This is a genomic window from Pseudarthrobacter sp. NPDC059871 (genome assembly GCF_042731175.1).
In the GTDB taxonomy this organism is placed as follows: Bacteria; Actinomycetota; Actinomycetes; order Actinomycetales; family Micrococcaceae; genus Arthrobacter.
The window spans coordinates 114143-136390 of record NZ_JBHWJV010000013.1 but is presented as its reverse complement, the minus strand read 5'-3'; the positions used below and the strand labels follow the sequence as shown (position 1 = coordinate 136390).

Annotated in this window: 24 protein-coding genes; 7 read left to right on the top strand and 17 right to left on the bottom strand. The window is 66.5% G+C overall.

Annotated features, from left to right (window positions below):
• Window position 1 precedes the first annotated feature (1 nt).
• Window positions 2-1063 carry a phenylalanine--tRNA ligase subunit alpha gene (gene pheS, locus ACFV4R_RS17565; protein ID WP_377203750.1) on the bottom strand — a complete coding sequence of 354 codons (1062 nt, stop codon included), beginning with the start codon at window positions 1061-1063 and terminating at the stop codon, window positions 2-4.
• A 212-nt stretch (window positions 1064-1275) separates the two neighbouring features.
• On the opposite strand from pheS, the gene ACFV4R_RS17560 reads away from it, so the two are divergent.
• The 3 genes from ACFV4R_RS17560 to ACFV4R_RS17550 are packed head-to-tail and all read left to right on the top strand — an operon-like array spanning window position 1276 to window position 3609.
• Window positions 1276-1791, top strand: coding sequence for a hypothetical protein (locus ACFV4R_RS17560; protein ID WP_377203749.1), 516 nt, complete (start codon window positions 1276-1278; stop codon window positions 1789-1791).
• Entirely contained in the window at window positions 1788-2453 is a 666-nt protein-coding gene (locus ACFV4R_RS17555; protein WP_377203748.1) for an SIMPL domain-containing protein, read from the top strand. The genes ACFV4R_RS17560 and ACFV4R_RS17555 overlap by 4 nt, the downstream gene beginning before the upstream one ends.
• Window positions 2454-2502: 49 nt before the next feature.
• Complete coding sequence (locus ACFV4R_RS17550) at window positions 2503-3609, top strand: Rv2578c family radical SAM protein (protein WP_377203747.1); 1107 nt, start codon at window positions 2503-2505, stop codon at window positions 3607-3609.
• Window position 3610: 1 nt separating this feature from the next.
• Here the strand turns inward: ACFV4R_RS17550 and ACFV4R_RS17545 are convergent, their stop codons facing one another.
• Window positions 3611-4054, bottom strand: a complete 444-nt coding sequence (locus tag ACFV4R_RS17545; protein ID WP_377203746.1) for a (deoxy)nucleoside triphosphate pyrophosphohydrolase — start codon at window positions 4052-4054, stop codon at window positions 3611-3613.
• A 167-nt stretch (window positions 4055-4221) separates the two neighbouring features.
• Here ACFV4R_RS17545 and ACFV4R_RS17540 point away from each other — a divergent pair, with 167 nt between their 5' ends.
• On the top strand, window positions 4222-5430 hold the full coding sequence (locus ACFV4R_RS17540) for an MFS transporter (protein ID WP_377203745.1): 1209 nt from the start codon (window positions 4222-4224) through the stop codon (window positions 5428-5430).
• Window positions 5431-5472: 42 nt separating this feature from the next.
• Here ACFV4R_RS17540 and ACFV4R_RS17535 read toward each other — a convergent pair whose 3' ends face one another.
• Window positions 5473-6402: a cation diffusion facilitator family transporter gene (locus ACFV4R_RS17535; protein WP_377203744.1), complete on the bottom strand. Its 930-nt coding sequence runs from the start codon at window positions 6400-6402 to the stop codon at window positions 5473-5475.
• Window positions 6403-6593: 191 nt separating this feature from the next.
• On the opposite strand from ACFV4R_RS17535, the gene ACFV4R_RS17530 reads away from it, so the two are divergent.
• Window positions 6594-6869 carry a GlsB/YeaQ/YmgE family stress response membrane protein gene (locus tag ACFV4R_RS17530; protein WP_377203743.1) on the top strand — a complete coding sequence of 92 codons (276 nt, stop codon included), beginning with the start codon at window positions 6594-6596 and terminating at the stop codon, window positions 6867-6869.
• 102 nt (window positions 6870-6971) lie between these two features.
• Here ACFV4R_RS17530 and ACFV4R_RS17525 read toward each other — a convergent pair whose 3' ends face one another.
• From ACFV4R_RS17525 to infC, 4 genes are all read right to left on the bottom strand, one after another.
• The gene (locus ACFV4R_RS17525; RefSeq protein ID WP_377203742.1) at window positions 6972-7865 is read right to left on the bottom strand and encodes a TrmH family RNA methyltransferase; all 894 of its coding nucleotides are present in this window, start codon (window positions 7863-7865) and stop codon (window positions 6972-6974) included.
• Window positions 7866-7918: 53 nt separating this feature from the next.
• Complete coding sequence (gene rplT / locus ACFV4R_RS17520) at window positions 7919-8395, bottom strand: 50S ribosomal protein L20 (protein ID WP_056083259.1); 477 nt, start codon at window positions 8393-8395, stop codon at window positions 7919-7921.
• Window positions 8396-8514: 119 nt separating this feature from the next.
• Complete coding sequence (rpmI, locus tag ACFV4R_RS17515) at window positions 8515-8709, bottom strand: 50S ribosomal protein L35 (protein ID WP_009358635.1); 195 nt, start codon at window positions 8707-8709, stop codon at window positions 8515-8517.
• Window positions 8710-8825: 116 nt separating this feature from the next.
• On the bottom strand, window positions 8826-9974 hold the full coding sequence (gene infC, locus ACFV4R_RS17510) for a translation initiation factor IF-3 (protein WP_377203741.1): 1149 nt from the start codon (window positions 9972-9974) through the stop codon (window positions 8826-8828).
• A 283-nt stretch (window positions 9975-10257) separates the two neighbouring features.
• Between infC and ACFV4R_RS17505 the strand changes: the two genes are divergently transcribed.
• A complete protein-coding gene (locus ACFV4R_RS17505; RefSeq protein WP_377203740.1) occupies window positions 10258-10656 on the top strand; it encodes a DUF1844 domain-containing protein in 399 nt (132 codons plus the stop codon).
• Window positions 10657-10821: 165 nt separating this feature from the next.
• On the opposite strand, the gene ACFV4R_RS17500 is transcribed toward ACFV4R_RS17505, so the two are convergent.
• The 8 genes from ACFV4R_RS17500 to ACFV4R_RS17465 all read right to left on the bottom strand — a co-directional run bounded on the left by ACFV4R_RS17500 (window position 10822) and on the right by ACFV4R_RS17465 (window position 17197).
• Complete coding sequence (locus ACFV4R_RS17500) at window positions 10822-12114, bottom strand: MFS transporter (RefSeq protein ID WP_377203739.1); 1293 nt, start codon at window positions 12112-12114, stop codon at window positions 10822-10824.
• Window positions 12115-12169: 55 nt separating this feature from the next.
• Window positions 12170-13051 (bottom strand): SseB family protein, encoded by an 882-nt coding sequence (locus ACFV4R_RS17495; protein ID WP_377203738.1) that lies wholly within the window; start codon window positions 13049-13051, stop codon window positions 12170-12172.
• 19 nt (window positions 13052-13070) lie between these two features.
• Window positions 13071-13817, bottom strand: a complete 747-nt coding sequence (priA, locus tag ACFV4R_RS17490; RefSeq protein ID WP_091719349.1) for a bifunctional 1-(5-phosphoribosyl)-5-((5-phosphoribosylamino)methylideneamino)imidazole-4-carboxamide isomerase/phosphoribosylanthranilate isomerase PriA — start codon at window positions 13815-13817, stop codon at window positions 13071-13073.
• An 89-nt stretch (window positions 13818-13906) separates the two neighbouring features.
• Window positions 13907-14059 (bottom strand): hypothetical protein, encoded by a 153-nt coding sequence (locus tag ACFV4R_RS17485; RefSeq protein ID WP_015936686.1) that lies wholly within the window; start codon window positions 14057-14059, stop codon window positions 13907-13909.
• Window positions 14060-14809 carry an imidazole glycerol phosphate synthase subunit HisH gene (hisH, locus tag ACFV4R_RS17480; protein ID WP_377203737.1) on the bottom strand — a complete coding sequence of 250 codons (750 nt, stop codon included), beginning with the start codon at window positions 14807-14809 and terminating at the stop codon, window positions 14060-14062.
• Window positions 14806-15432 carry an imidazoleglycerol-phosphate dehydratase HisB gene (gene hisB, locus ACFV4R_RS17475; protein WP_314215895.1) on the bottom strand — a complete coding sequence of 209 codons (627 nt, stop codon included), beginning with the start codon at window positions 15430-15432 and terminating at the stop codon, window positions 14806-14808. Before hisB ends, hisH begins: the two co-directional genes overlap by 4 nt.
• A gap of 61 nt (window positions 15433-15493) precedes the next feature.
• Window positions 15494-16612, bottom strand: a complete 1119-nt coding sequence (locus tag ACFV4R_RS17470; protein ID WP_377203736.1) for a histidinol-phosphate transaminase — start codon at window positions 16610-16612, stop codon at window positions 15494-15496.
• A 135-nt stretch (window positions 16613-16747) separates the two neighbouring features.
• The gene (locus ACFV4R_RS17465; RefSeq protein WP_377203735.1) at window positions 16748-17197 is read right to left on the bottom strand and encodes a LysM peptidoglycan-binding domain-containing protein; all 450 of its coding nucleotides are present in this window, start codon (window positions 17195-17197) and stop codon (window positions 16748-16750) included.
• 328 nt (window positions 17198-17525) lie between these two features.
• Here ACFV4R_RS17465 and lexA point away from each other — a divergent pair, with 328 nt between their 5' ends.
• Window positions 17526-18275 carry a transcriptional repressor LexA gene (lexA, locus tag ACFV4R_RS17460; RefSeq protein ID WP_377203734.1) on the top strand — a complete coding sequence of 250 codons (750 nt, stop codon included), beginning with the start codon at window positions 17526-17528 and terminating at the stop codon, window positions 18273-18275.
• A gap of 98 nt (window positions 18276-18373) precedes the next feature.
• Here the strand turns inward: lexA and ACFV4R_RS17455 are convergent, their stop codons facing one another.
• Window positions 18374-20431: an ATP-dependent DNA helicase gene (locus tag ACFV4R_RS17455; RefSeq protein WP_377203733.1), complete on the bottom strand. Its 2058-nt coding sequence runs from the start codon at window positions 20429-20431 to the stop codon at window positions 18374-18376.
• The gene (gene hflX, locus ACFV4R_RS17450) at window positions 20424-21995 is read right to left on the bottom strand and encodes a GTPase HflX (protein WP_377203732.1); all 1572 of its coding nucleotides are present in this window, start codon (window positions 21993-21995) and stop codon (window positions 20424-20426) included. Before hflX ends, ACFV4R_RS17455 begins: the two co-directional genes overlap by 8 nt.
• Window positions 21996-22248: the final 253 nt, after the last annotated feature.

The window sequence follows — 22248 nt, the reverse complement described above, 5'->3', positions numbered from 1 at the left end:
GTTAGATCTCCATCCCGAAGTGCTCGCTGAAACGTACATCGCCTTCGATCATGTCGCGCATGTCGCTGACCTCATTGCGGAACATGAGGGCACGCTCGATGCCCATGCCGAAGGCAAAACCTGAATAGACATCGGGGTCGATGCCGGCAGCGCGGAGGACGTTGGGGTTGACCATGCCGCAGCCGCCCCACTCGATCCAGCGCGGACCGCCCTTGGCGCCCGGGTGGAAGATATCCAGCTCCGCGGACGGCTCGGTGAACGGGAAGTAGTTGGGCCGCAGCCTGACCTTCGCTTCGTCGCCGAACATCTGCCGGGTGAAGTGCTCCAGGGTGCCGAGCAGGTCTGCCATGGACAGTCCCTTGTCGATGGCCAGGCCCTCGAACTGGTGGAAAACAGGGGTGTGCGTGGCGTCGAGTTCATCGGTGCGGAACACCTTGCCCGGGCACAGGACGTAGATGGGCAGATCGCGTTCCAGCATGGAGCGGACCTGGACCGGGGACGTGTGCGTGCGCATGAGGAGGTGAGCCTCGGGCGGCTCCACGAAGAACGTGTCCTGCATTTCCCGTGCCGGGTGGTCCGGCTTGAAGTTCAGGGCGTCGAAGTTGAACCACTCCGATTCCACCTCCGGGCCTTCGGCGATTTCCCAGCCCATGCCCACGAAAATGTCCGAAACGCGGTCCTGCAGGGTGGACAGCGGGTGCCGGGCACCGGCACGACGACGGCGGGGCGCGGCAGTGACGTCCACAGTCTCTTCGAGGAGGATCCGTGCGTCGTTCTCGGCTTCCAGCACCTCGGTACGGTCGGCGAGCGCCTTGTTGACCCGGCCGCGGGAGGCACCCATCAGCTTCCCGGCGAGCGCCTTCTGGTCCTTGGGGAGCCTGCCGATTTCACGGTTGGCCAGGCTGAGCGGGGACTTCTCCCCCGTATGTGCAAGCCTCACCGCCTTCAGCTCGTCAAGGGTGGCTGCACCGGCGATGGCGGTGACGGCCTGGTCTACAGCGGCGTTGATGGCGGCTTCATCCGTGGGGTTCGGGATGGCATCGCCCGGCAAAGTTTCAGTCATCTACTGTTCTTAGCTACGAGTTCGTTGGCTGCCGGCGAACAGGGCAGCCTGCACGGTTTCCCGGCGGCGCGTCCGTCACTGGCAGGTCATGGATGAATGCCCGTGGATTCCGTTCAGTAATCCAGTGCATTCAATGACCAGGGCAGGGCCAGCCGGAAAACCGGCAGCCACTGCTCTCCAGTCTAGTAGAACGCTCCGGCTACCATGGCCTCATGACATTACGGCAGCGCCCCGGACGCGTGCAGTACCTGCGCCTGCAACACTTACGGCGCCGGCTTCTGGACGCCCGCCAACTGCGCCGGCACTCCCTGACAGCCGGCCAGCGGGCCAGGCAGGCGGCCAACCTGGCCAACGGCAGCACGCTGCTGGGCCTGGCTGTGGCCGGCGCTGCCCGTACCCGCCTGCAGCGTGGTCCGCGCGGCCTGGTCCTTGCCGCCGGTTATGGGTGGCCCTTACCGGTTGCCGGAGCTTTCACCCTGGGCAACGTGGTGCTGTGCCGCTGTTCCACGGAGGCCCTGCTGGACCGGCCGGAGCTGCTGGGGCACGAGGAGAAGCACTGCTCCCAATACGCCTGGTGCCTGGGCCTTCCCTTCATCCCCCTTTACCTGCTGGCCGCGGGGTGGTCGATGCTGCGGACCGGCAATCCGGGGACGGGCAACGTCTTCGAGCGGCGGGCGGGCCTGCTGGCCGGCGGCTATCCGGTACACGGAAAGAAGGCTTGGTCATGACGCCCGCAGACACCCCCTCACCCATGTGTGATGGCAGCGTGACCGTCACCGGCTCCGGGTGGGCGGATGCCGCTCCGGATGTGGCAGTTGTTTCCATCGGCGTGGAATGCCGCCGCGAATCCGTCGATGCTGCCTACTCTGCGGCGGGGAACGCCCTGGCTGCCGTCACAGCAGCCCTCCGCGGGCATGGCGTTGCCTCTGCGGACCTGCGGACGGCCGGGCTGAACGTCAGGGCAGACCTGGTGTGGCGGGAGGGCGAAGGCCAGCGGGTCGCAGGGTATGTCGCTGCCAGCACCCTTGCTGTGCAACTGCGGGATGTAGCGGCGGCTTCGCGGATGATTTCCGATGCCACTGCAGCCGGAGGCAATGACGTCCGGCTCAACGGCCTGACCTTCTCAATTTCGGATCCGTCCGCGGTGAAAGAGCGTGCCCGCGCGGCCGCATGGGAGGACGCCAGGGCCGCTGCCGCGCAGTACGCCGCCCTTGCCTCCGCCACGCTGGGCAGAGTCCTGTCCGTGTCCGAGCTCCCTGCGGGGCAGGGCCCCGTCCCCGTAGCCGGGATCCAGCGCATGGCCGCGGCGGAAAGCGTGTCCGTGGAGCCGGGGGAAAGCCGGGTGGATGCAGCCGTCACCGTGGTGTGGGAGCTCATAGCCGGGCAGTAGCGGGCCGGTCCGCCTTGACATTCATTCGAACATGTTTTCGAATGAATGCATGAGATGGGACGCGCAGGCACTGCTGCAGGCACCCGGGGACGGGTCCGCTGCCGCCACCGCACTACTTCCGCTTGCCGGCCTGGTCCGTTCCGTCACCACACCGGAGTTTGCGGGCATCACCTTTCACGAGGTCACCGCCAAATCTGTGCTGAACAGGGTGCCGGCCGGTTCAAAGATGCCGTTTGAGTGGACCGTGAATCCCTACCGCGGCTGCAGCCATGCCTGTGTCTATTGCTTTGCCCGCAAGAGCCACACCTACCTTGATTTTGACGCCGGCCTGGACTTCGACAGCCAGGTGGTGGTCAAGGTCAACGCGGCCGAAGTCCTGCGCAAGGAGTTGGCCAAGCCTTCCTGGACGCGGCCGCAGGTGGCACTGGGAACCAACACCGACCCCTACCAGCGTGCGGAAGGCAGGTACCGGCTGATGCCCGGCATCATTGCCGCGTTGGCTGACTACGGCACTCCCCTGTCCATCCTGACCAAGGGAACGCTGCTGGCGCGGGACATACCGTTGCTGAAGAGCGCGGCAGCACAGGTCCCTGTGGGCCTGGGCATTTCACTGGCCATGACGGACGAGGCCCTTTCCGAGGCCATAGAACCGGGAACGCCGGGTCCGCGGGCTCGGCTCAAGCTCGTGTCCAGGCTCCGGGAAGCGGGTCTTCCGTGCGGCGTCATGGCGATGCCCATCCTGCCGTGGCTCTCGGACAGCGACGAAGCACTGGACGCACTGTTCGCGTCGCTGGCCACAGCAGGCGCCACCGGCGTCAGCGCGGGCGCCCTGTACCTCAAACCCGGCACCCGGGAATGGTTCATGAAGTGGATCGCCGCAAACCATCCCGGGCTGGCCGGCCGCTACCGCCGCCTCTACGGGTCAGGTTCCTACGCGTCCAAGGAGTACAGAACCTGGCTGGCGGGCAAAGTGCGCTACTTCAAGGCGAGGCACGGCTTTGCCTTCTCGTCCGGGTTCAGCCACCGGGATCTTGATCCCCGTGATGAGGAAGCCGAGTACCCCACAGGCATCATCCCCGAAGCACGGCAGGGGCACGGTGCAGGCAATTCCGCCGCACCCGGTGGAGCTGCCGGCGGGCAGCAGGCCCTCTTCTAGTTCAGCGCCCTTCGGCCGGAACGGCCAGGGATGCGAGCAATGCGCGGACAATCGGAAAGTCCGCCGGTATCCACGGCAACGCCAGAACGGCATCCGGGCCGTCCAGGGGCAGCCAGCGCAACTGGTCATGGTCCTCCAGCGGACAGGGCTCCCCGGAAGTAATTTCCGCAGTCCAAACGCGCATGGCGGCACGGTGGTTCAGCGGCCACCCGCCGGGTCCGTCAGCAGGTAGCTCCGCCCCGAGGCGGACAACGACGCCGAGCTCCTCCAGCAACTCCCGCCGGAGAGCGGCCTCGGGTTCCTCTCCGGGCTCTACCTTGCCACCGGGGAACTCCCACAGGCCCGCCAACTTTTCCGGGGCATTGCGCCGCGCCACCAGCAGCATGGACGGCTGGTCCAGCCGGTCCACCACCGCACCGCCCACCACCTGTATCAGTTCAGTCACCGCTCCAGTCTATGGGGGACAATGGGAACACCGGCCGGGCTTCCCGGGGAATATCCGTCCCCCGGAGGCAGTTGACCACATCCGGGCCCGTGGTCATCCGGGCCGTGCAGCCCCACCGTCGTGGCATGTGTTTCTTCCATCAGCAATCCACGTCGGAAAGCAGGCTTATGAGCAGCGCCACCCAAACGTCCACGGCAGGCCCCTTAACCTCCCGCAACCTGGCGCTGGCGATTCTTTCGCTGGCCATGGGCGGCGTCGGCATCGGTGTTACCGAGTTCACCATGATGGGGCTGCTGAAAGAGGTGGAACAGGGGCTGGGCATCAGCACGCCGGAGGCCGGCCATCTGATTTCCGCCTACGCCCTGGGCGTGGTGGTGGGCGCACCCCTGCTGGCTGCTGTTGGTGCGCGGCTGCCGCGCAAACAGCTCGCCCTGGGCCTGCTGCTGTTCTTTACCGTGGCAAACCTGACATCGTTCGTGGCTCCCGACTACGGCACCATGCTGGTATCGCGCTTCGCCGCCGGCCTTCCGCACGGCGCGTTCTTCGGTGTTGCGGCGGTCATCGCCGCGTCCCTCGTTCCGCCCACCCGCCGCGGCTGGGCAATTTCGATGGTGATGGCCGGACTGAGCATCTCCAACGTAGTGGGCGTACCGTTCGCCACCTGGCTCGGACAGACGTACGGCTGGCGACTGCTGTTCGTCCTGGTCGGTTTCATCGGGCTGCTGACCCTTGCGATGGTCTGGCGTTTTGTGCCCTTCCAGGCTGCCCATCCCGATGCGAGCATCAGGCGTGAGCTAGGCGCCCTGAAGCGGCTGCAGGTGTGGCTGGCCATCCTCATCGGCGTGGTGGGTTTTGGCGGCTTCTTTGCCACCTACACCTACATCGCCCACACCATGACCACGGTGGCCGGGATCCCGTCGTCGCTGATTCCCCTGGTGGTGGCCCTGTACGGCCTGGGCATGGTGGCAGGCAACTTCGTGGGCGGAAGGCTCGCCGACAAGTCGGTCATGGGAACTCTGTACAAGGTTCTGCCCGCCATCGCGGTTGCCCTGGTGGTCTATGCCGTAGCCGTGCACTGGCCGTGGTCGGCACTGGTCATGGTGTTCGTGGTGGGCGCCTCCGGGTCCATGCTGATCCCGGCACTGCAGACCCGGCTGCTGGACGCCTCCCCCGATGCCCCGTCCCTGGCATCCTCACTAAACCACGCGGCACTGAATGTCGCCAATGCCCTGGGCGCCTTCCTCGGCGGCCTCGTCATCGCCCTCGGGTGGGGCTACGTGGCTCCGGCGCTGGTAGGTGCCGTCCTGGCGGTCCTGGGCTTCGGCGTCGCCGTCCTCAGTGGCATGCTGGAACGACGGAAGCCGCTGACGGCCTGAATCCCCGTACCGGCAGCCGCGGCAGCCGGCACGTCCGCGGAGTTAGCGGTCTTCCAGCGCGGAAGTCCGCTGCAGGTCCGGCTCCAGGTAGATCACGCGGGCTATGGGGACAGCGGTGCGGATCCTTCCCTCCGTGGCGTCGATCTCCGTGGCGATCTGCTCCCCCGTGGAGGACCTGCTGACGGCTATCTTGGCCGCCACCAGGAGTTCTTCCGGTCCCAGGTGCAGCGTCTTGAGGTGGATTAGCCGGCCGCCGTCGGACTCGATGGCGGCCGTGATCTTTTCGACGTCCTGCCGTGTGGCGGACTCCCCCACGAGCAGCGACTTCGTTTCCAGCGCAAGCACAACAGCGATGGAAACCAGCAGCAGGCCGATCATGGCCGTTCCCGCAGCGTCCCACAGTCCGTTGCCGGTCAGAAGCGTCATTCCCACGCCGATCAGGGCGAACGCCAGGCCCAGCAGGGCGCCGAAATCCTCGAGCAGGATCACCGGCAGCTCCGGTTCCTTGGCGCTGCGTACGAACTTCACCCAGGACTGCGAACCGCGGGAGCGGTTCGATTCGCGGATCGCCGTCCGGAAGGAGAAGCCCTCGGCGAGGATGGCACCCACCAGGACAGCCAGCGGAACCCACCAGAAATCCCCTTCGATTGCGTGCGGATCGCGGAACTTTTCCCAGGCTTCGAACAGTGCAAAGAGGCCACCGACACTGAACAGCACAATGGAGACGATGAACGCGTAGATGTACCGCTCACGTCCGTACCCGAAGGGGTGCTGGGGGCTGGCCGCCCGCTGCGACTTCTTGCCGCCCACCAGCAGCAGGAGTTGGTTTCCTGAATCGGCCACGGAGTGGATCGCTTCGGCGAGCATCGACGACGACCTTGTCAGGAAGTAGGCAACGAACTTCAGTGCCGCGATAGACAGGTTGGCGGCCAGCGCCGCAATGATCGCTTTGTTTCCGCCATGTCCAGCCACGGTGGCCCCCTCCAGGGTTCGGGATAGTCGCATCACCGGTCCGGCTTCGTTTTCCGGCCATGCATACCGTACCCACGGTGCGCCCCCGCATGCAGCAGGCAAGGGCCGGACCTGCTGACTTTGCGGGCCCGTTATGTTAGCTTGAGCCTCATCGGGACCATCACGTTCCCGTGAATATATGAGGAGGAAACATGGGTTTTCTTGCTTGGATTATTCTCGGCCTGATCGTTGGGGCCATTGTTAAATCCGTCATGCCCGGCAGGGTCGGCGGCGGTTGGGTCACCAGCCTGGTTCTGGGTGTGGTGGGCGCCATCGTAGGCGGCTGGATTGGCAGCCTCCTGTTCAACCGGGGCGATCTTGGTTTCTTCGACCTCGGAACCTGGATTCTCGCTATTGTTGGCGGCTTGGTGGTCGCCGGCATCTACGGAGCCATCACGGGCCGCGGCAAGGCAACCCGCGCGCCCTAGAAGGCACCGTTAGCGGAATCTGCCGCTATCCAGGGCCCCGGATCTTCCGGGGCCTTTGCTTTTGTCCGGAGGCATTATGACCTTGTTCCGAGGCAACAGGCGTCAGTTGCGCTGGGACCTGGCACTCGCATACAGGCAGACGGTGGCAGCCGTTCCCAGGTTCAGGCTTTCGGCGGCTCCATAAACGGGCACGGCCACGCGGTGGTCAGCCAGTTCAAGCTCTGCCGCGGACAGCCCCTGCGCCTCGTTGCCGAACAGCCAGGCGGTGGGACTCTCAAGAGGGTACTCCGAACCCGTCGAGGCAGCCCCAAGACGGCGGGCAGCGCTCTGGTCCTGCAGCCGATCGAGGTTCAGCTGGCCCTGGCCGTCCGCGGCAAGGACCCCAAGGCCACGTTCCTTGCACCGCGCCACCAGTTCCTCGATCTCTGCGCCCAGCACCACGGGCAGGTGGAAGAGGGATCCCACAGTCGAGCGGACGGCCTTGGGGTTGTAGATATCGACGCTGGATGCCGTCAGGATGACGGCGTCGGCGCCGGCCGCGTCGGCAGCCCGGAGCACGGTGCCGGCGTTGCCGGGGTCGCGGACCTGGCAGAGCACTGCAACGAGCTGCGGGCCGGCGTCGAGCACCTGGTCGAGGGTCACGTCGAGGAATCCGCAGACCGCGAGGATGCCCTGCGGGGTCACCGTGTCCGCCATCGCGGCGAGAACCTCATCAGTGGCCAGGTAGGCGGTGGTGCCCTCAGCGAGAGCTTCCAAATCGGGGTGCCGGTCCAGGCAGGACTCGCTCGCGTAAACCTCATAGACAATGCCGGGCTCCCCCGCGGCAAGCCTCTTTTGGTGGAGCACCAGGGCTTCGCGGACGGCCTGCGGCCCCTCCGCCAGGAACTCCCGGCGCTTTGAACGGGCCGGGCGCCCGGCAAGCTGTGCCACCTTCCTCACCCGATCAGCTCGAGGATTGGAAAGTGGAAAGTCTTGCGGGCGCCCGGTTTCGTTCATATAAGAACCTTAGTAGCTCTCGCTGCCGGTTCTTGAACGCGTGGTTCGGGGTACTACTCGGCAGCCTCGTCAGCTGCGGCCTTCTTGGCAGCAGGCTTCTTGGCCGCGGCCTTCTTGGCAGCAGGCTTCTTGGCCGGTGCAGCCTCGGCCTGGACAGCGGGAGCGGAGGTGTCAGCAGGCAGGGAGTCCTTGGCAACCTTGACCAGCGCAGCGAAGGCGTTGGCGTCGGAGACGGCCAGTTCAGCCAGCATGCGGCGGTCAACCTCGACCTCAGCGGCCTTCAGGCCCTGGATCAGACGGTTGTAGGTCAGGCCGTTGGCGCGGGAAGCCGCGTTGATGCGCTGGATCCACAGGCGGCGGAAGTCGCCCTTCTTCTTCTTGCGGTCGCCGTAGCTGTACACAAACGAGTGCAGCAGCTGCTCTTTGGCCTTGCGGTACAGGCGTGAACGCTGTCCACGGTAGCCCTTTGCGCGTTCAAGGATAACCCGGCGCTTCTTGTGGGCGTTGACCGCCCTCTTCACACGTGCCACGTGCGTACTCCTTCGAAAATCTGATCCCAAGCATCTGTCACCGGATGTTCCGGTGGCCTGAGAAGGCTTTTTGGCAATTGACCAACTACCGGACGGCAGTCAGCCAGGAAACTTGGAAATTAGATGCCGAGCATCTTCCGGATGACCTTGGCGTCGCCCTTGAAGACGATCTTGTCGCCGGCGAGGCGGCGGGTCAGCCTGGAGGACTTGTGCTCGAGGTAGTGGCGGCGGTTGGCCTGCTGGCGGCGCAGCTTGCCGCTGCCGGTCAGCTTGAAGCGCTTCTTAGCACCGCTGTGGGTCTTCATCTTCGGCATGGGAACCGATCTCCTTACGTATCCGCAGGCTATGCCTGCAGCTCTATCGCGCAGCCGCCCGGGGGCGGCCTGCTGGTTGCTGTCTGCCGATGGCCGGAGCCGTCGGCAGCTGTGGACTAAGTGGTCTTCTTGCCCGACGGCTTAGGTGCTGCCTTCGGGGCAGGACGTGCAGCCGGCTTCGGTGCAGCGGGCCTGGCCACCGGCTTCGGCGGAGCCGGGACAGCTGCAGGCTTGGGAGCCGCCACCGGCTTGGGCGCCGGGGCCGCAGCTTTCGGGGCCTCCTGCTTGGGAGCCTCCTGCTTGGGCGCCGGGGCCGCAGCCTTGGGAGCTTCCTGCTTGGGAGCCTCCTGCTTGGGCGCCGGGGCCGCAGCCTTCGGGGCCTCCTGCTTGGGAGCTTCCTGCTTGGGAGCCTCCTGCTTCGGCGCCGCTTCGCCAGCCTTGGCCGGAGCCTCGGCAACGGCCTCTTCGGGTGCTTCCGCAGTTGCCTCCTGAGCTTCGGCCGGAGCTTCCGCCTCGGTGGACAGAGTGAAACCTTCAGGCAGCAGATCCGCCAGCGACTGGGTCATGGGAGCGTCGTCCTTGCCGGACGTGTCCACCCGGCCCGCAGCCTTGGCTTCGTTCTCGGCCTTGGCTTCGGCGCGCTGGGTGGCACGGCGGGCCTCCGCCTTCGCTTCTGCCTTGTTCTTCAGCGGACCAACCACCATGACCATGTTGCGGCCGTCGATGCGGGGGCTGGACTCAACCACGCCGACTTCAGCGACATCATCGGCGAAGCGCTGGAGCAGGCGGATGCCCATCTCCGGACGCTGCTGCTCACGGCCGCGGAACTGGATCATGGCCTTGACCTTGTCCCCGGCGCCGAGGAAGCGCAGCGCGTGCCCGCGCTTGGTCTCGTAGTCGTGGGTGTCGATCTTCAGGCGGAAGCGGATTTCCTTCAGAACGGTGTTCGTCTGGTTCTTCCGGGCTTCACGTGCCTTGACCGCGGCTTCGTACTTGTACTTGCCGAAGTCCATCAGCTTGCACACCGGAGGCTTCGCCTGAGGTGCAACTTCAACGAGATCAAGGTCAGACTCGGCAGCCAGACGGAGGGCATCCTCAATACGGACGATTCCTACCTGTTCACCTGCAGGGCCGACCAGCCGCACCTCGGGGACGCGGATACGCTCATTGATTCTTGGCTCGCTAATGTTAAAGCTCCTGTTTTTGTCGTTGTATCCCGGCAAATAGAGAAGGCCCCCAATTGCCGGAGCAATCGAAGGCCTCATGTCAGGTTGGTACTGCCGGGCCCGTGATGGGCCTGCATGCACTGATTCGGCGAACTGCCGGATCAATGCCCAACCGTGTACCCGGCAACCTTGCGTCCCACAGGATCCTGGCGGAACCTCGGAACAACGGCTGACGCGGGTGGGAGAGAACTCCGCTTGCAAACTGCATGCCATTCTACAGAGAAAATTCCCGTCAGCGCCGAATAGCACTGCTGGGAACCTGGCCTGTGAGGGCAATCTCTGAAATAACGACATTCAGTCGGTCTGTGTCAAGCTTACCAGTATGAGCACCCAAGACAGTAATTCATACGTTTTCGAGCCTGCCCAGGACAGCGCCGGCAACTCCGCCGACGTCTCCCAGCAGGTCCGGGACATCTCCGAAGTTCCGGCCATCGAGGTCATCACCACCGCTGCCGTCCACCTGATGTCCGCCGCCGCCGTCAAGCTCGGCTTGGCCGCAGAAGAGAACGCCGCCGACCTGAAGGACCTGGACGAGGCCCGCAAACTCATCACCGCCCTTGCCGGACTGGTCACTGCCGCCGCCCCGGAAATCGGATCGCAGCACGCAGGACCGTTGCGCGACGGCCTCCGCTCCCTGCAGCTGGCGTTCCGCGAAGAGTCACTGATCCCGGATGCTCCGGGCAAGGGGCCGGGCGAAAAGTTCACAGGCGCAGTCAACTAGCCCAGAACTTCCCCACGCAGCGCGCGACGGCGGGGCGACCTTTGAGGGGTCGCCCCGCCGTCGCGCTTTAAGAACCTGCGCCGCAGGACGTTGGGCAGGTGGGCGGGCCTTCGAAATCATGTGGCCATTGCCTGCCGGCCCCAACGCGCCAGCCGGGTTGTCCGGTCAGGCCTTCACCTGGCGCCGCCGGCGCTGCTGCAGGAGCAGTCCCGCGAGGCACAGGATGACACCGGCCACCCCAACGGACACAAAACCGCCGGAGGGGCCAGTGCCGTCAATGAAGACACCCGCCAATGGTGAACCCAGGGCCACCCCTGCGGTCAGCGCCGAGCCATACCAACCCATCGCTTCGCCGCGGCGCTCTTCGGACACAAGGTCGGCCACCTTCTCCGAGGCAGCGGACAGCACCGGTGCGCACAGGAGCCCGGGCAGGATGGACAACAGGGCGAGCGTCCAGGTCCCGGATGCGAAACCCATCGGAATGGTGAACGCGGCCATGCCCAACAGCAGCAGGATGGGCGGCACAGGCCGGTGCATGGCGCCGTAGACCAGGCCGCCCACCACGGATGCCGCACACCAGAAGAGGAACACAATCCCGATCTCGCCCTGGTGCCCGCCGATCTCCAGGGCCGCCACGATGCCAACGTCACTGCCGCTCAGAACCATGCCGGCACCCGCCGCAACGGCGAAGACCGCACCCACCGCAGGTGTGAACCAGGCGAAGCTGTGCGCCACCCTGCCCCTGACACCCGGGGCACGCTCCGCCCCGGCGGGCAGCAGGTCCGCCGCCGCTTCCTGCAGGTGGGCGGGTGCAGCCGAGACCACGGCGACTTCAGCCGCGTGCTGCTCGTCCTCGATGCACTCCCCGGTTTGGTCCGGGCTGCGGGTGGGAGGGTTGAACCAGATCAGGAACAGCCCCGCCAGGGAAGTGGACAGGCCCACCACGGTGAGACCCGCCGTCGTATGCCCGCTCGTTGCCACCACGGCGCCGGCAGCGGGACCGATCATGAACACCATCTCGGTGCTGATGGCATCTAGGGCAAAAGCGGTGCGCCTCTGCTTGCCGTCGGCCAGGACACCCAGGGACTGGCGCACCACACTGAAGATGGGCAGGGTCAGCAGGCCGCCAACGAACACCAGCGGCAGGAGCCACTGGTAGGACACATGCGGGACGATGGACCAGATGACCGCTTCGGAAATCACGGATGGGACCAGTGCACGGCGGAGGCCGACGGTGTCCACCCGGCGCCCGCGCCAGGGGGCACCAACGGCAATGCCGATCGTCATCACGGCGGCAGCGGCACCGGCAGCGGCGTATCCCTGCCCCAGGGTGAGGACGATGTGGAGGGTCAGCAGCACGCCCGCCGCGGAGTGTGGGATGCGGGCAACCATGCCCACCAGCAAGAGCCTCCGGATAGGCCGGACGGCCAGCAGCTCCCGGTACAGCGCGAAGTTCACGAAAACGGTTCCTTACGTATGCCTCAGGAACCCGGGGCAGCCCCGCTCCTGACAACTAGCCTGTGGCGCGCCGAAGTTTGACCTCGAGCGAATCGACCCGCTCCCCAAACAATACATTCCGGGACCACTCGGCCTGCAGCGCGGCCACCAGGCGCTGTACGGCTGCGGCGTCCAGCCCGTCCTCGAGGTAGAGCACCACTTGAAGTTCGGGTCCGGCGCCGCCGCCCGGCAGTACGGTCCCGTCGGCGGCGCGGGCTGCCACTCCCCTGCCGGGCAGGAGCTCGATCCGGCGGACAGCGGGGAACGCAGCGGCGGCGGCACCCATCTCGGCTGCAAGTTCTTCGTCGGAGTAGGAAGGCAGCCAGGGCTTCTGCTGCGCCAGTGCCCACACGGCCGGCCGGCGGACCACGAACGTGACATCTGCGCCCGGGTCCAGGACCATGAGTTCCGCACCCTCCGCGACGGCGGACAGCGCAGCGCGTGCAGCGTAGACGGCTACCGGGCGGGCACCGGGGTGCCAGGCGCTTAGTGCCTCCGTTGATGTGAAGGCCGGCAGCGCGGTCCTGCCGTCAGCGGCCTTGAGCGTGACCAGCGCCATGTCTGCCTGTTTGTCGGCATGCAGGCCGTGTTCAGACTCCACCTCTTCTGCCAGCTGGGCCACGATGGGGATGAACACCCGTGCTGTCGCCAGGGACGCCACGACGGCAGCTTCGTCGCCGGTTCCCCCACGCAACCCCGCGACGGCGGCGCGGTAGCCAGCGTTGGCCGTACCGTCGTCGTCCTCGAAATTGTGGATCTTCGCGTCATCGCCGGCGAGGCTGCGGCCCGCCCAGGGCTGGCCTGCTGAGTCGGTCGCGCCGCCGGCTCCTGCCAGCGCCGAGGCGATGTGCCCGGGAAGGTGGCGGGGTGCGGGAGTGCCTGAGTCGTTGCTGGCCATCGCGTCGGCTTCCGGCGGCCTAGCGGCGGCCGGCCACGTCGAGCGCTTCGGGCAGGGTGAAGGCGCCGGCGTAGAGGGCCTTGCCCACGATGGCACCTTCAACGCCCAGCGGCACCAGGGAACGCAGGACCTTGAGGTCATCGAGGCTGGAGATGCCGCCGGAGGCGATGACGGGCTTGCCGGTCTTTTCCACCATCTGGCGCAGCAGTTCAACGTTGGGCCCCTGCAGGGTGCCGTCCTTGGTCACGTCCGTGACCACGTAGCGCGAGCAGCCCGCATCCTCGAGGCGGGCCAGGACGTCCCAGAGGTCCCCGCCTTCCTTGGTCCAGCCCCGGCCGGCCAGGGTGGTCCCGCGGACGTCGAGTCCGACGGCGATCCTGTCGCCGAAGCGCTCGATGGCGCGGCGCGTCCATTCGGGGTTTTCCAGCGCCGCGGTGCCGAGGTTAACGCGTGCGACGCCGAGGCCAAGGGCAGCTTCGAGGGTTTCGTCGTCCCGGAGTCCGCCGGAGAGTTCCACCTTGATGTCCAGCTGCCCTACCACCTCGCGGAGGAGTTCGGCGTTGGAGCCGCGGCCGAAGGCGGCGTCCAGGTCCACGAGGTGCACCCATTCGGCGCCCTGCTGCTGCCAGTTCAGCGCAGCCTCCAGCGGGGTTCCGTAGCTGGTTTCGCTGCCGGCTTCACCCTGGACCAGCCGCACGGCCTGGCCGTTGACGACGTCGACGGCGGGCAGCAGTTCAAGTACCGGCAGATCGTTTGCGGTGGTCATCTTCATCCTTGGTGTTGTGGGTGGGGTGTCTGGCTGCCGGCACAGAGCCGGGGAGCGTCAGTGGCGGGCCCCGGTGGCCAGGCTGCCGGTCAGCTGAGGGTCAGCAGGTAAGCGGCGAGCAGGGACATGGCTGCCAGGACGTAGAACGAAACCTGGGTCCACAGGGGCTTGTGTTGCTGCCGGAAGGACAGGGCACCGCCTACCAGGAGGCCGGCCAGTCCCATCAGGACGATGGACCACATTCAGGCGCCGCCAGTAGGGTCGCCGCTGTCCGTTTCCGTGGGCCGGCGCAGCGCGTCCACCCAGTTGCGCAGCAGCCGGGCACCGGCATCGCCTGACTTCTCAGGGTGGAACTGCGTGGCGCAGAGCGGCCCGTTTTCGACGGCGGCGATAAAGGGTGCGCCGTGTTCGGACCACGTCACCAGTGGAGGGGCCATCAGCGGCTGGATGACGTCGAAGTTCCATTCCTGCACGCCGTAGGAGTGGACGAAGTAGAACCGCTCGCCTTCTACCCCGGCGAAGAGCTTTGAACCATCCGGCACCTTGACGGTGTTCCAGCCCATGTGCGGTACGACGTCGGCGGGCAGCAGCTCGACTTTTCCGGGCCATTCGCCGATGCCCTCAGCCTCGGTGCCATGCTCGACGCCGGCCTCGAAAAGTACCTGGAGCCCCACGCAGATCCCCAGGACGGGGCGTCCGCCGGCCACCCGGCGGCCGATGAGCCGGATGCCATCCACGGCTTTGAGCTCTCGCATGACCGTCTCGAAGGCGCCGACGCCGGGAACCACCAGGCCGTCAGCGTTCAGCACATCCTCGGGCTTGGCGCTGAGGATGACCTCTGCGCCGGCCCGCTCGAGGGCGCGCACGGCGGAGCGGACGTTGCCGGATCCGTAGTCCAGCACCGTCACGGTGGGCTTGCCCTCCGGGGATGAAAGCTTGCGTGATGCGGACGGGTCGATGATGGCACCGTCCTTCAGGATCTGGCCGCTCACAGGGCACCCTTGGTGGACGGAATGCCCTCAACCCGGGGATCGGGTTCGACGGCTGCACGCAGGGCACGGGCGAATGCCTTGAACTGGGCTTCCACAATGTGGTGGGGGTCCCGTCCGGCGATGACGTTCATGTGCAGGCAGATCCCGGCGTGCAGGGTGATGGCCTCAAAGACGTGGCGGGTGAGGGAGCCGGTGAAGTGGCCGCCGATCAGGTGGTATTCCTGGCCTGCGGGCTCTCCGCCGTGCACCAGGTAGGGGCGGCCGGAGACGTCAACGACGGCGTTGGCCAGGGCCTCGTCCAGCGGTACGGTGGCTTCCCCGAACCGGCGGATGCCGGCCTTGTTGCCCAGGGCTGTCCGCAGCACCTCGCCGAAGGTGATGGCAACGTCCTCCACGGTGTGGTGGACATCGATGTGGGTGTCGCCGGTGGCTTTGACCGTCATGTCGATCAGCGAGTGCTTGCACAGTGCCGTGAGCATATGGTCGTAGAACGGCACGGAAGTGTCGATGTCCGAGACGCCGGTACCGTCCAGATTGATTTCCACGAGCACGGACGACTCGCTGGTGGCACGCTCCATGCGTGCGGTCCGGGCTGCGGCCGCGTTCGGTCCGGTGGAAGTCATGGTCAGGTGTCCTTTGTGGCAGGAAGGGGTGGTCAGGGCGTCCAGCGCCGGTTCTTCAAGTCTAGGCGGGAAGGGCCGGCTGGCTGGCAAGGATGCTTTCCAGGGCGGTGAGGAAGGCTGTGGTTTCCGTCTCAGTGCCCGCAGTGACCCGCAGGTGCCCCGGGATGCCGACGTCGCGGATCAGCACACCCGCGTCCAGCAGCTCCTGCCAGACCTGGTGCGGATTCTCCAGTCCGCCGAAGAAAACGTAGTTGGAGTCGGACGCAGCCGGCTTGAGGCCCATGCGGGTCAGCTCGGACACGATGCGGTCGCGCTGCTTCTTGATGTCCTCGACGTCAGCCATGAGGGCTTCGCGGTGCTGGAGGGCCGCCAGGGCGGTTGCCTGGGTGATGGCCGACAGGTGGTACGGGAGCCGGACCAGGCGCAGGGCATCGGTTACTTCCGGGGCGGCTGCCATGTATCCGAGCCGGGCGCCGGCAAGCGCGAATGCCTTGCTCATGGTGCGGGAAACGATCAGCCGCTCCCGCCCGGGCAGCAGCGTCAGGGCGCTGGGCGTGCCGTCGTGGGCAAACTCGTGGTAGGCCTCATCCACGATCACGATGGCCTGGCTTTCGGCGCCGGCTTCGTAGACCGCTTCCACCACGTCCAGGCCGAGGCCGGTGCCGGTGGGGTTGTTCGGTGAGCACAGGAAGACGATGTTGGGCTTCAGTTCGCGGACCTGGCGGGCGGCCGATTCGGCGCTGAGGCCGTACCCGTCCTCACGCTCGCCCTTGATGTATCCGGTGTCCGTGCCGCTGGCCAACAGGGGGTACATGGAGTACGTGGGCGGGAAGCCCAGCGCCGTGCGGCCCGGACCGCCGAATGCCTGAAGGATCTGCTGGAGCACTTCGTTGGAGCCGTTTGCTGCCCACACGTTGGCCTCGTCCAGGCCGTGGCCCAGGTACTCGGCGAGGGCCTTGCGGAGCTCAGTGAATTCCCGGTCCGGGTAGCGGTTTAGGCCGGCGGCTGCCGCCGCGACGGCCGCCGTGATGGCGGCTGTGACGTCGGCCGGGACACCATGGGTGTTCTCGTTGACGTTGAGGAGGATGGGGACATCCAGCTGCGGGGCACCGTAGGGCGTGAGGCCCCGGAGGTTGCTGCGGAGGGGAAGCCGGTTCAGGCGTTCAAGCTGGTCATTCACCTGAACAGTTTAGTGGGAGGTGCGGTCGCTCGAAAATGTGACGGCCCGCGCCCGCCCATGCAGGGTCTGCTCCGGGCGGCACACCCGCTGTTCCGGTGCTTCGATTCAGCCGGGGAGACGTGCCGCGCACAATGCTTAGCGCGTGGGGATGTACAGCTGCTGTCCTGGGAGAATCTTCCCGGCGGACAGGTTGTTGAGCTGCACGATATCTGCCACGACGTCCCTGGCGTCCCGCTCCGGCGCGAGGTGGGAGGCGATCCCCCACAGGGACTCACCCGGCTGCACGGTGACCGTGACGGTGGGGGTCACGGTGAGGTCCGCTGCGGAGTCGGAGGCCTTGGCCGGGGAGTTGAAGAAGCCGGCAAGTGACAGCAGGAGCGCCGCCAGCAGCACCAGGGGAATCCCGATCAGGACCACCTTGCCCCGCCGCGTGAGGCGCAGTGGTGGCAGCGGCGCCTGGCCGCGGCGTCCACTGGCAGAGTTCCGCTGGACCGGCACCTGGCCTTCCCGCGCCGCCTGCTGAGCCCGGGCACCGTTGCCGTGAACGTCGAAACCGTGTGACCTGAAAGCGGATGTAGCTGACATGACCTTAGCCCTCCTGGACCGTACTGCGTCTGTTGGTGTTGCCTGCTGGTGCCGCCCCATGGTGCTGCCTGACCGGCTCCGTGTTCGAACGGCTACTGGCGCGGTTAGAACACATATTCGAATACTGCTTGATTCAGTTTTAGCACCTATGGACGAACAATGTCGAGACTCGCTAGAACAAATGTTTGAAAAAGCTATGTGGCTGACCTACGTTTGGAGGCAGGAACATCCACTCCTGAAGTTGATCAGCAGGGTCTGACATTGACGGCGGGAACACTAAGTCCGGTGCAGTTGAACGCCCGGTGGCAACCGAAAGGCAACGGCGAACATGGCAGCAGCAGCCACGGGGGGCAGGGCGACCTCGCAGCCGAAAAGGACAGCCAAGGGCTTGACGCCGCGGCAGAAGAAAATCCTCGAAACCATCCAGCGTTCGGTCAACGTCAACGGCTACCCGCCGTCCATGCGCGAGATCGGTGACACCGTAGGGCTGGCCAGCCTCTCGAGCGTCACCCACCAGCTCTCGCAGCTGGAAAAGCTGGGCTACCTGCGGCGTGATCCGAAGCGGCCCCGGGCCATGGAAGTCCTGATGCCGCTGACCCTCGACGGCGGGACGGCCGGCAAGGGAGGCAGGCAGGCAGCGGAACCCGCGGCTGCAGCCTCCACGGGCATCACGGCGTCCGTCACGGAGTTGCCCACCGCGCTGGACACGGCCATGGTGCCCCTCGTCGGCCGCATCGCCGCCGGCGGCCCCATCCTCGCGGACCAGGTGGTGGAAGACGTTATGCCGCTCCCGCGCCAGCTGGTCGGCCAGGGCGAACTGTTCATGCTGAAGGTGGCCGGTGATTCCATGGTGGACGCCGCTATCTGCGACGGTGACTGGGTGGTGGTCCGGCGCCAGGCCGATGCCGCGAACGGCGACATTGTTGCAGCGCTCCTGGACGACGAAGCCACGGTCAAGACGTTCCGCCAGCGGGACGGCCACACGTGGCTGCTGCCCCAGAACACGCAGTACGAACCGATCCTTGGCGACCATGCCACCATCATGGGCAAGGTGGTTTCGGTCCTCCGCTCGCTGTAGCGGGGCCGCCGGTCAACAGCTGGCCGCAGGAGTCCAGCCGATAAGGAAGGCGCCGTTCCGGGGAACGGCGCCTTCCTTATCGGCATTCCAGGGGGTGCCTAAAGCGTTTCCCCGGCCAGCCTCTCCAAGGCCGCGATCGCCGTCGTGCGGTCCGTGGTGGCCCAGAAGGGCGGCAGGGCGCCGCGCAGGAACCCGGCGTAGCGTTCCGTGGCCAGCCGGGAATCGAGGACCGCCACTACGCCTTTGTCGCCGGTGGAGCGGATCAGCCTGCCGGCGCCCTGGGCCAGCCGGATGGCGGCATGCGTGGCTGAGACGGACATGAAGCCGTTGCCGCCGGCCTGTGCCACGGCCCGGGAGCGGGCGGTCATGAGGGGGTCGTCCGGGCGGGGGAAGGGGATCCGGTCGATGACCACCAGGCGGCAGGAAACCCCTGGGACGTCGACGCCCTGCCAGAGCGACATGGTGCCGAACAGGCACGTATCCGGTTCGTCGGCGAACTGCTTGACGAGGGCCGTCATGGTGGAGTCGCCCTGGCACAGGACCGTCATGCCCAGCTTGGGCCGGAGGGCTTCGGCTGCCTCTTCGGCCGCCCGCCGTGAGGAGAACAGGCACAGCGCCCCGCCGTTCGAGGCGCGGATCAGTGCCTCCAGCTCTGCAAGTGATTCCGGCGACGCACCCCGGCCCGGCTTGGGCAGGTGCCCGGCCACGTACAGGATGCCCTGCTTGGGATAGTCGAACGGCGAGCCGACGTCGATCCCGGTCCAGGCCGGCGCCCCTTCGCCCACCAGGCCCAATCCCCCGGCTGCGGGCTCGAAGGCAGAACCGATGGCCAGGGTTGCGGACGTCAGGACCACTGTATGCCCGGCGAAGAGCCCCTCACGAAGCCTCCCGGCCACGGACAGCGGCGCGATGTTGACCAGCGCAGGGGCGTTGTCGTCAGGTTGTGAGTAGCCCTGGCCGGGGTCGAAGGTTCCGGCGCGCGAAATCCATACGACCTCGCGGTTCTCCCTTGCCGCCAAAAGCCGTTCGGACAGTTCGAGGATGAGCATCAGGCGTGAACGCGCAAGCTGCCTGCCGCCGTCGGCCGTGTTGCTGCTGTCTCCCTTGGAGTCGGACAGCGCCGCCCTGCAGGCCTCGCGCAGCTGGTCCACGCAGTCGAGCTGCTCATCGTTCAGTCCGTTGGGAAGCAGCCCGCTTGGCACGCCGGCAAGGGCCAACTCCAGGTTCGCCGCGGCAGCGTTGAGCGCGTCCACGGTGATCGCTGTGTGCTTGCGGGCGCCTGAGGCAGCGGCGTGGACCATGGCGACGGAGAGCTGGCCGGACACTGCACCGGTAACCCGGTCCTGCAGCTCGTGGGCCTCATCCACCACCACAACGTCGTACTCCGGCAGCACCGCGAGTCCCTCGAACGCGCTGACTGCGAGCATGGCATGGTTGGTCACCACGACGTCGGCCTCGGCAGCGTCCTGGCGGGCCAGCTCGCTGAAGCATTCCTCGGCCAGGGGGCACTTCTGGGAGCCCAGGCACTCCATGGACGTCACCGAAACCTGCTTCCAGGCACGGTCCGTCACGCCGGGCAGGAGCTCGTCCCGGTCTCCGGTGGACGTCTTTTCCGCCCATTCCCGGAGCCGGACCACTTCCTTTCCAAGCTGGGACTGCGGCCCGCCGGCAGCTGCGGCGAAGTGCGGCACGCTGGTGTCCTCACCGAGGGAGAAGAGCTGCCCCTCCGAGGGTTCCTCTGAGGGGAACCCGCCTTCCAGCTTGTGCCGGCACACGTAATTGGACCGGCCCTTGACCAGCGCCACCTTGACGGGCCGGTCGAGGGCCGGGGTGATGGCCTTGAGGAGCCGCGGCAGGTCCCTGCCAACAATCTGCGTCTGCAGGGCGAGGGTGGCCGTGGACACCAGCGCCGGCTTGTTGCTCTCAAGAGCATGGGCGATCAGCGGGATCAGGTATGCCAGCGACTTTCCGGTACCGGTCCCGGCCTGCACCAGCAGGTGGTTTCCGGTTTCGATGGCCTGGGCCACCTGCCGCGCCATCTCATGCTGCCCGGAGCGGCTTTGGCCGCCCATGGCGGAAACGGCCCGGTCGAGCAGCTCGATGACGAGCTGCCCGCCGGCCGTTTCCTTGGATTCAGTTGCCACAGCCTCAGGCATTGACGGCGAAGGATTCCAGTTCGGCCGCCAGGCCCTCACGGACCTTCACCACCGCCCGGGTTCCGGCCTCGACATGGTCCATGCTGATGATCTCCGCGTCGGAGTCGTGCAGCTTGCTGATCAGGTCGCCGCGGTTGTACGGGATAAGGAGCTCCAGTTGGACGCCCGGACGCGGAATCGAATCGCTGATGGTCTTCAGCAGTTCTGCGATTCCCTCACCGGTGCGCGCCGAAACCACCACGTGGCGCGGTTCACGCTGCTTCAGCCGTTCCACCACGAAGGGATCTGCGGCGTCGGCCTTGTTCAGGACGATGATCTCCGGGATCTTGCGGGCGTCAACCTCGCCGAAGACTTTCCGCACAGCGGCGATCTGGCCTTCAGGATCCGGGTGGGACGCATCCACCACATGCAGGATGAGGTCGGAGTCGGCCACTTCCTCCAACGTGGACCGGAAGGCCTCCACCAGCTGGGTGGGGAGGGACCGGACGAAGCCCACGGTGTCGGCCAGCGTGTAACCCAGGCCGTCAGAGGTCTCGGCTTTGCGGATGGTGGGGTCCAATGTGGCGAACAGGGCGTTCTCCACCAGCACCCCGGCATCGGTCAGCCGGTTCAGCAGGGACGACTTTCCGGCGTTCGTGTAGCCCGCAATTGCTACGGACGGCACTTCATTACGACGGCGGTTGGCGCGCTTGGTTTCCCGGGCAGGCTTCATCGCGGCGATTTCGCGCCGCAGCTTGGCCATCCGCGTACGGATGCGGCGGCGGTCCAGTTCGATCTTCGTCTCACCGGGACCGCGCGAACCCATACCTGCGGCGGCGCCGCCCACCTGGCCGCCTGCCTGGCGGGACATCGAGTCGCCCCAGCCGCGCAGGCGCGGGAGCAGGTACTCGAGCTGCGCCAGCTCAACCTGGGCCTTGCCTTCGCGGCTCTTGGCATGCTGCGCGAAGATATCGAGGATGAGCCCGGTGCGGTCGATGACCTTGACCTTGACGATGTCTTCCAGCCCACGCCGCTGGGACGGGGCCAGTTCAGCATCGACCACCACCGTGTCCGCTCCCGTGGACATGACAATGTCCTTGAGCTCCTGCGCCTTGCCCGAGCCCAGGAACGTGCCGGGGTCCGGCTTGGCACGGCGCTGCACGAGGCCGTCCAGCACTTCCGAGCCGGCGGTCTCGGCCAGGGCCGCGAGTTCCCGCAGGGAGTTCTCGGCGTCGGCCAGGGTGCCTTCGGACCACAGTCCGGCAAGGACCACGCGCTCCAGCCGCAGCTGGCGGTATTCGACCTCGGTAACGTCTTCGAGCTCGGTGGAAAGGCCCGCTGTGCGGCGCAGGGCGCGCCGCTCTTCGAGGTCCTGCTGGTCGCCGTCGTATTCGGAGTGCTCGTCGTCCAGGTGGGAGATGGCCTGGGCCTTGCCGAGGACCGCCTTCGCGTCGCCGGCACCGCCGGACGTCCTGGAGCTGGCCGGTACGTCCTTGGCGAGGATCCTGTCGATAACAGCTTGGATCTCCGCAGGGCTCATATCCTGGGACGCTGGATCGGATCCGGTGTTGGGCTGGCTGGTCATGGTCTCCTTTGAAGTTTCGGCATTTCCAGAATAGTGCCGTTCGGTGGAATCTGGTGAAGTATTCGCGCTGGGCTGAGGGGCTGCGGTCATGCAGAGTCTCCTGTACTGACAGCCGGGCAGCAATGCCACGGCAGCGTGGGCGCCGCGAAGGAAGGGCGGCGGAACGGGTTGGGACCGGCATAACGGCAGGAAGCAAGGATCGGATCTGGCTTCGAGTGTTGTCCGGCGTCCGGAGCAAACGGTGGAGTTTGGT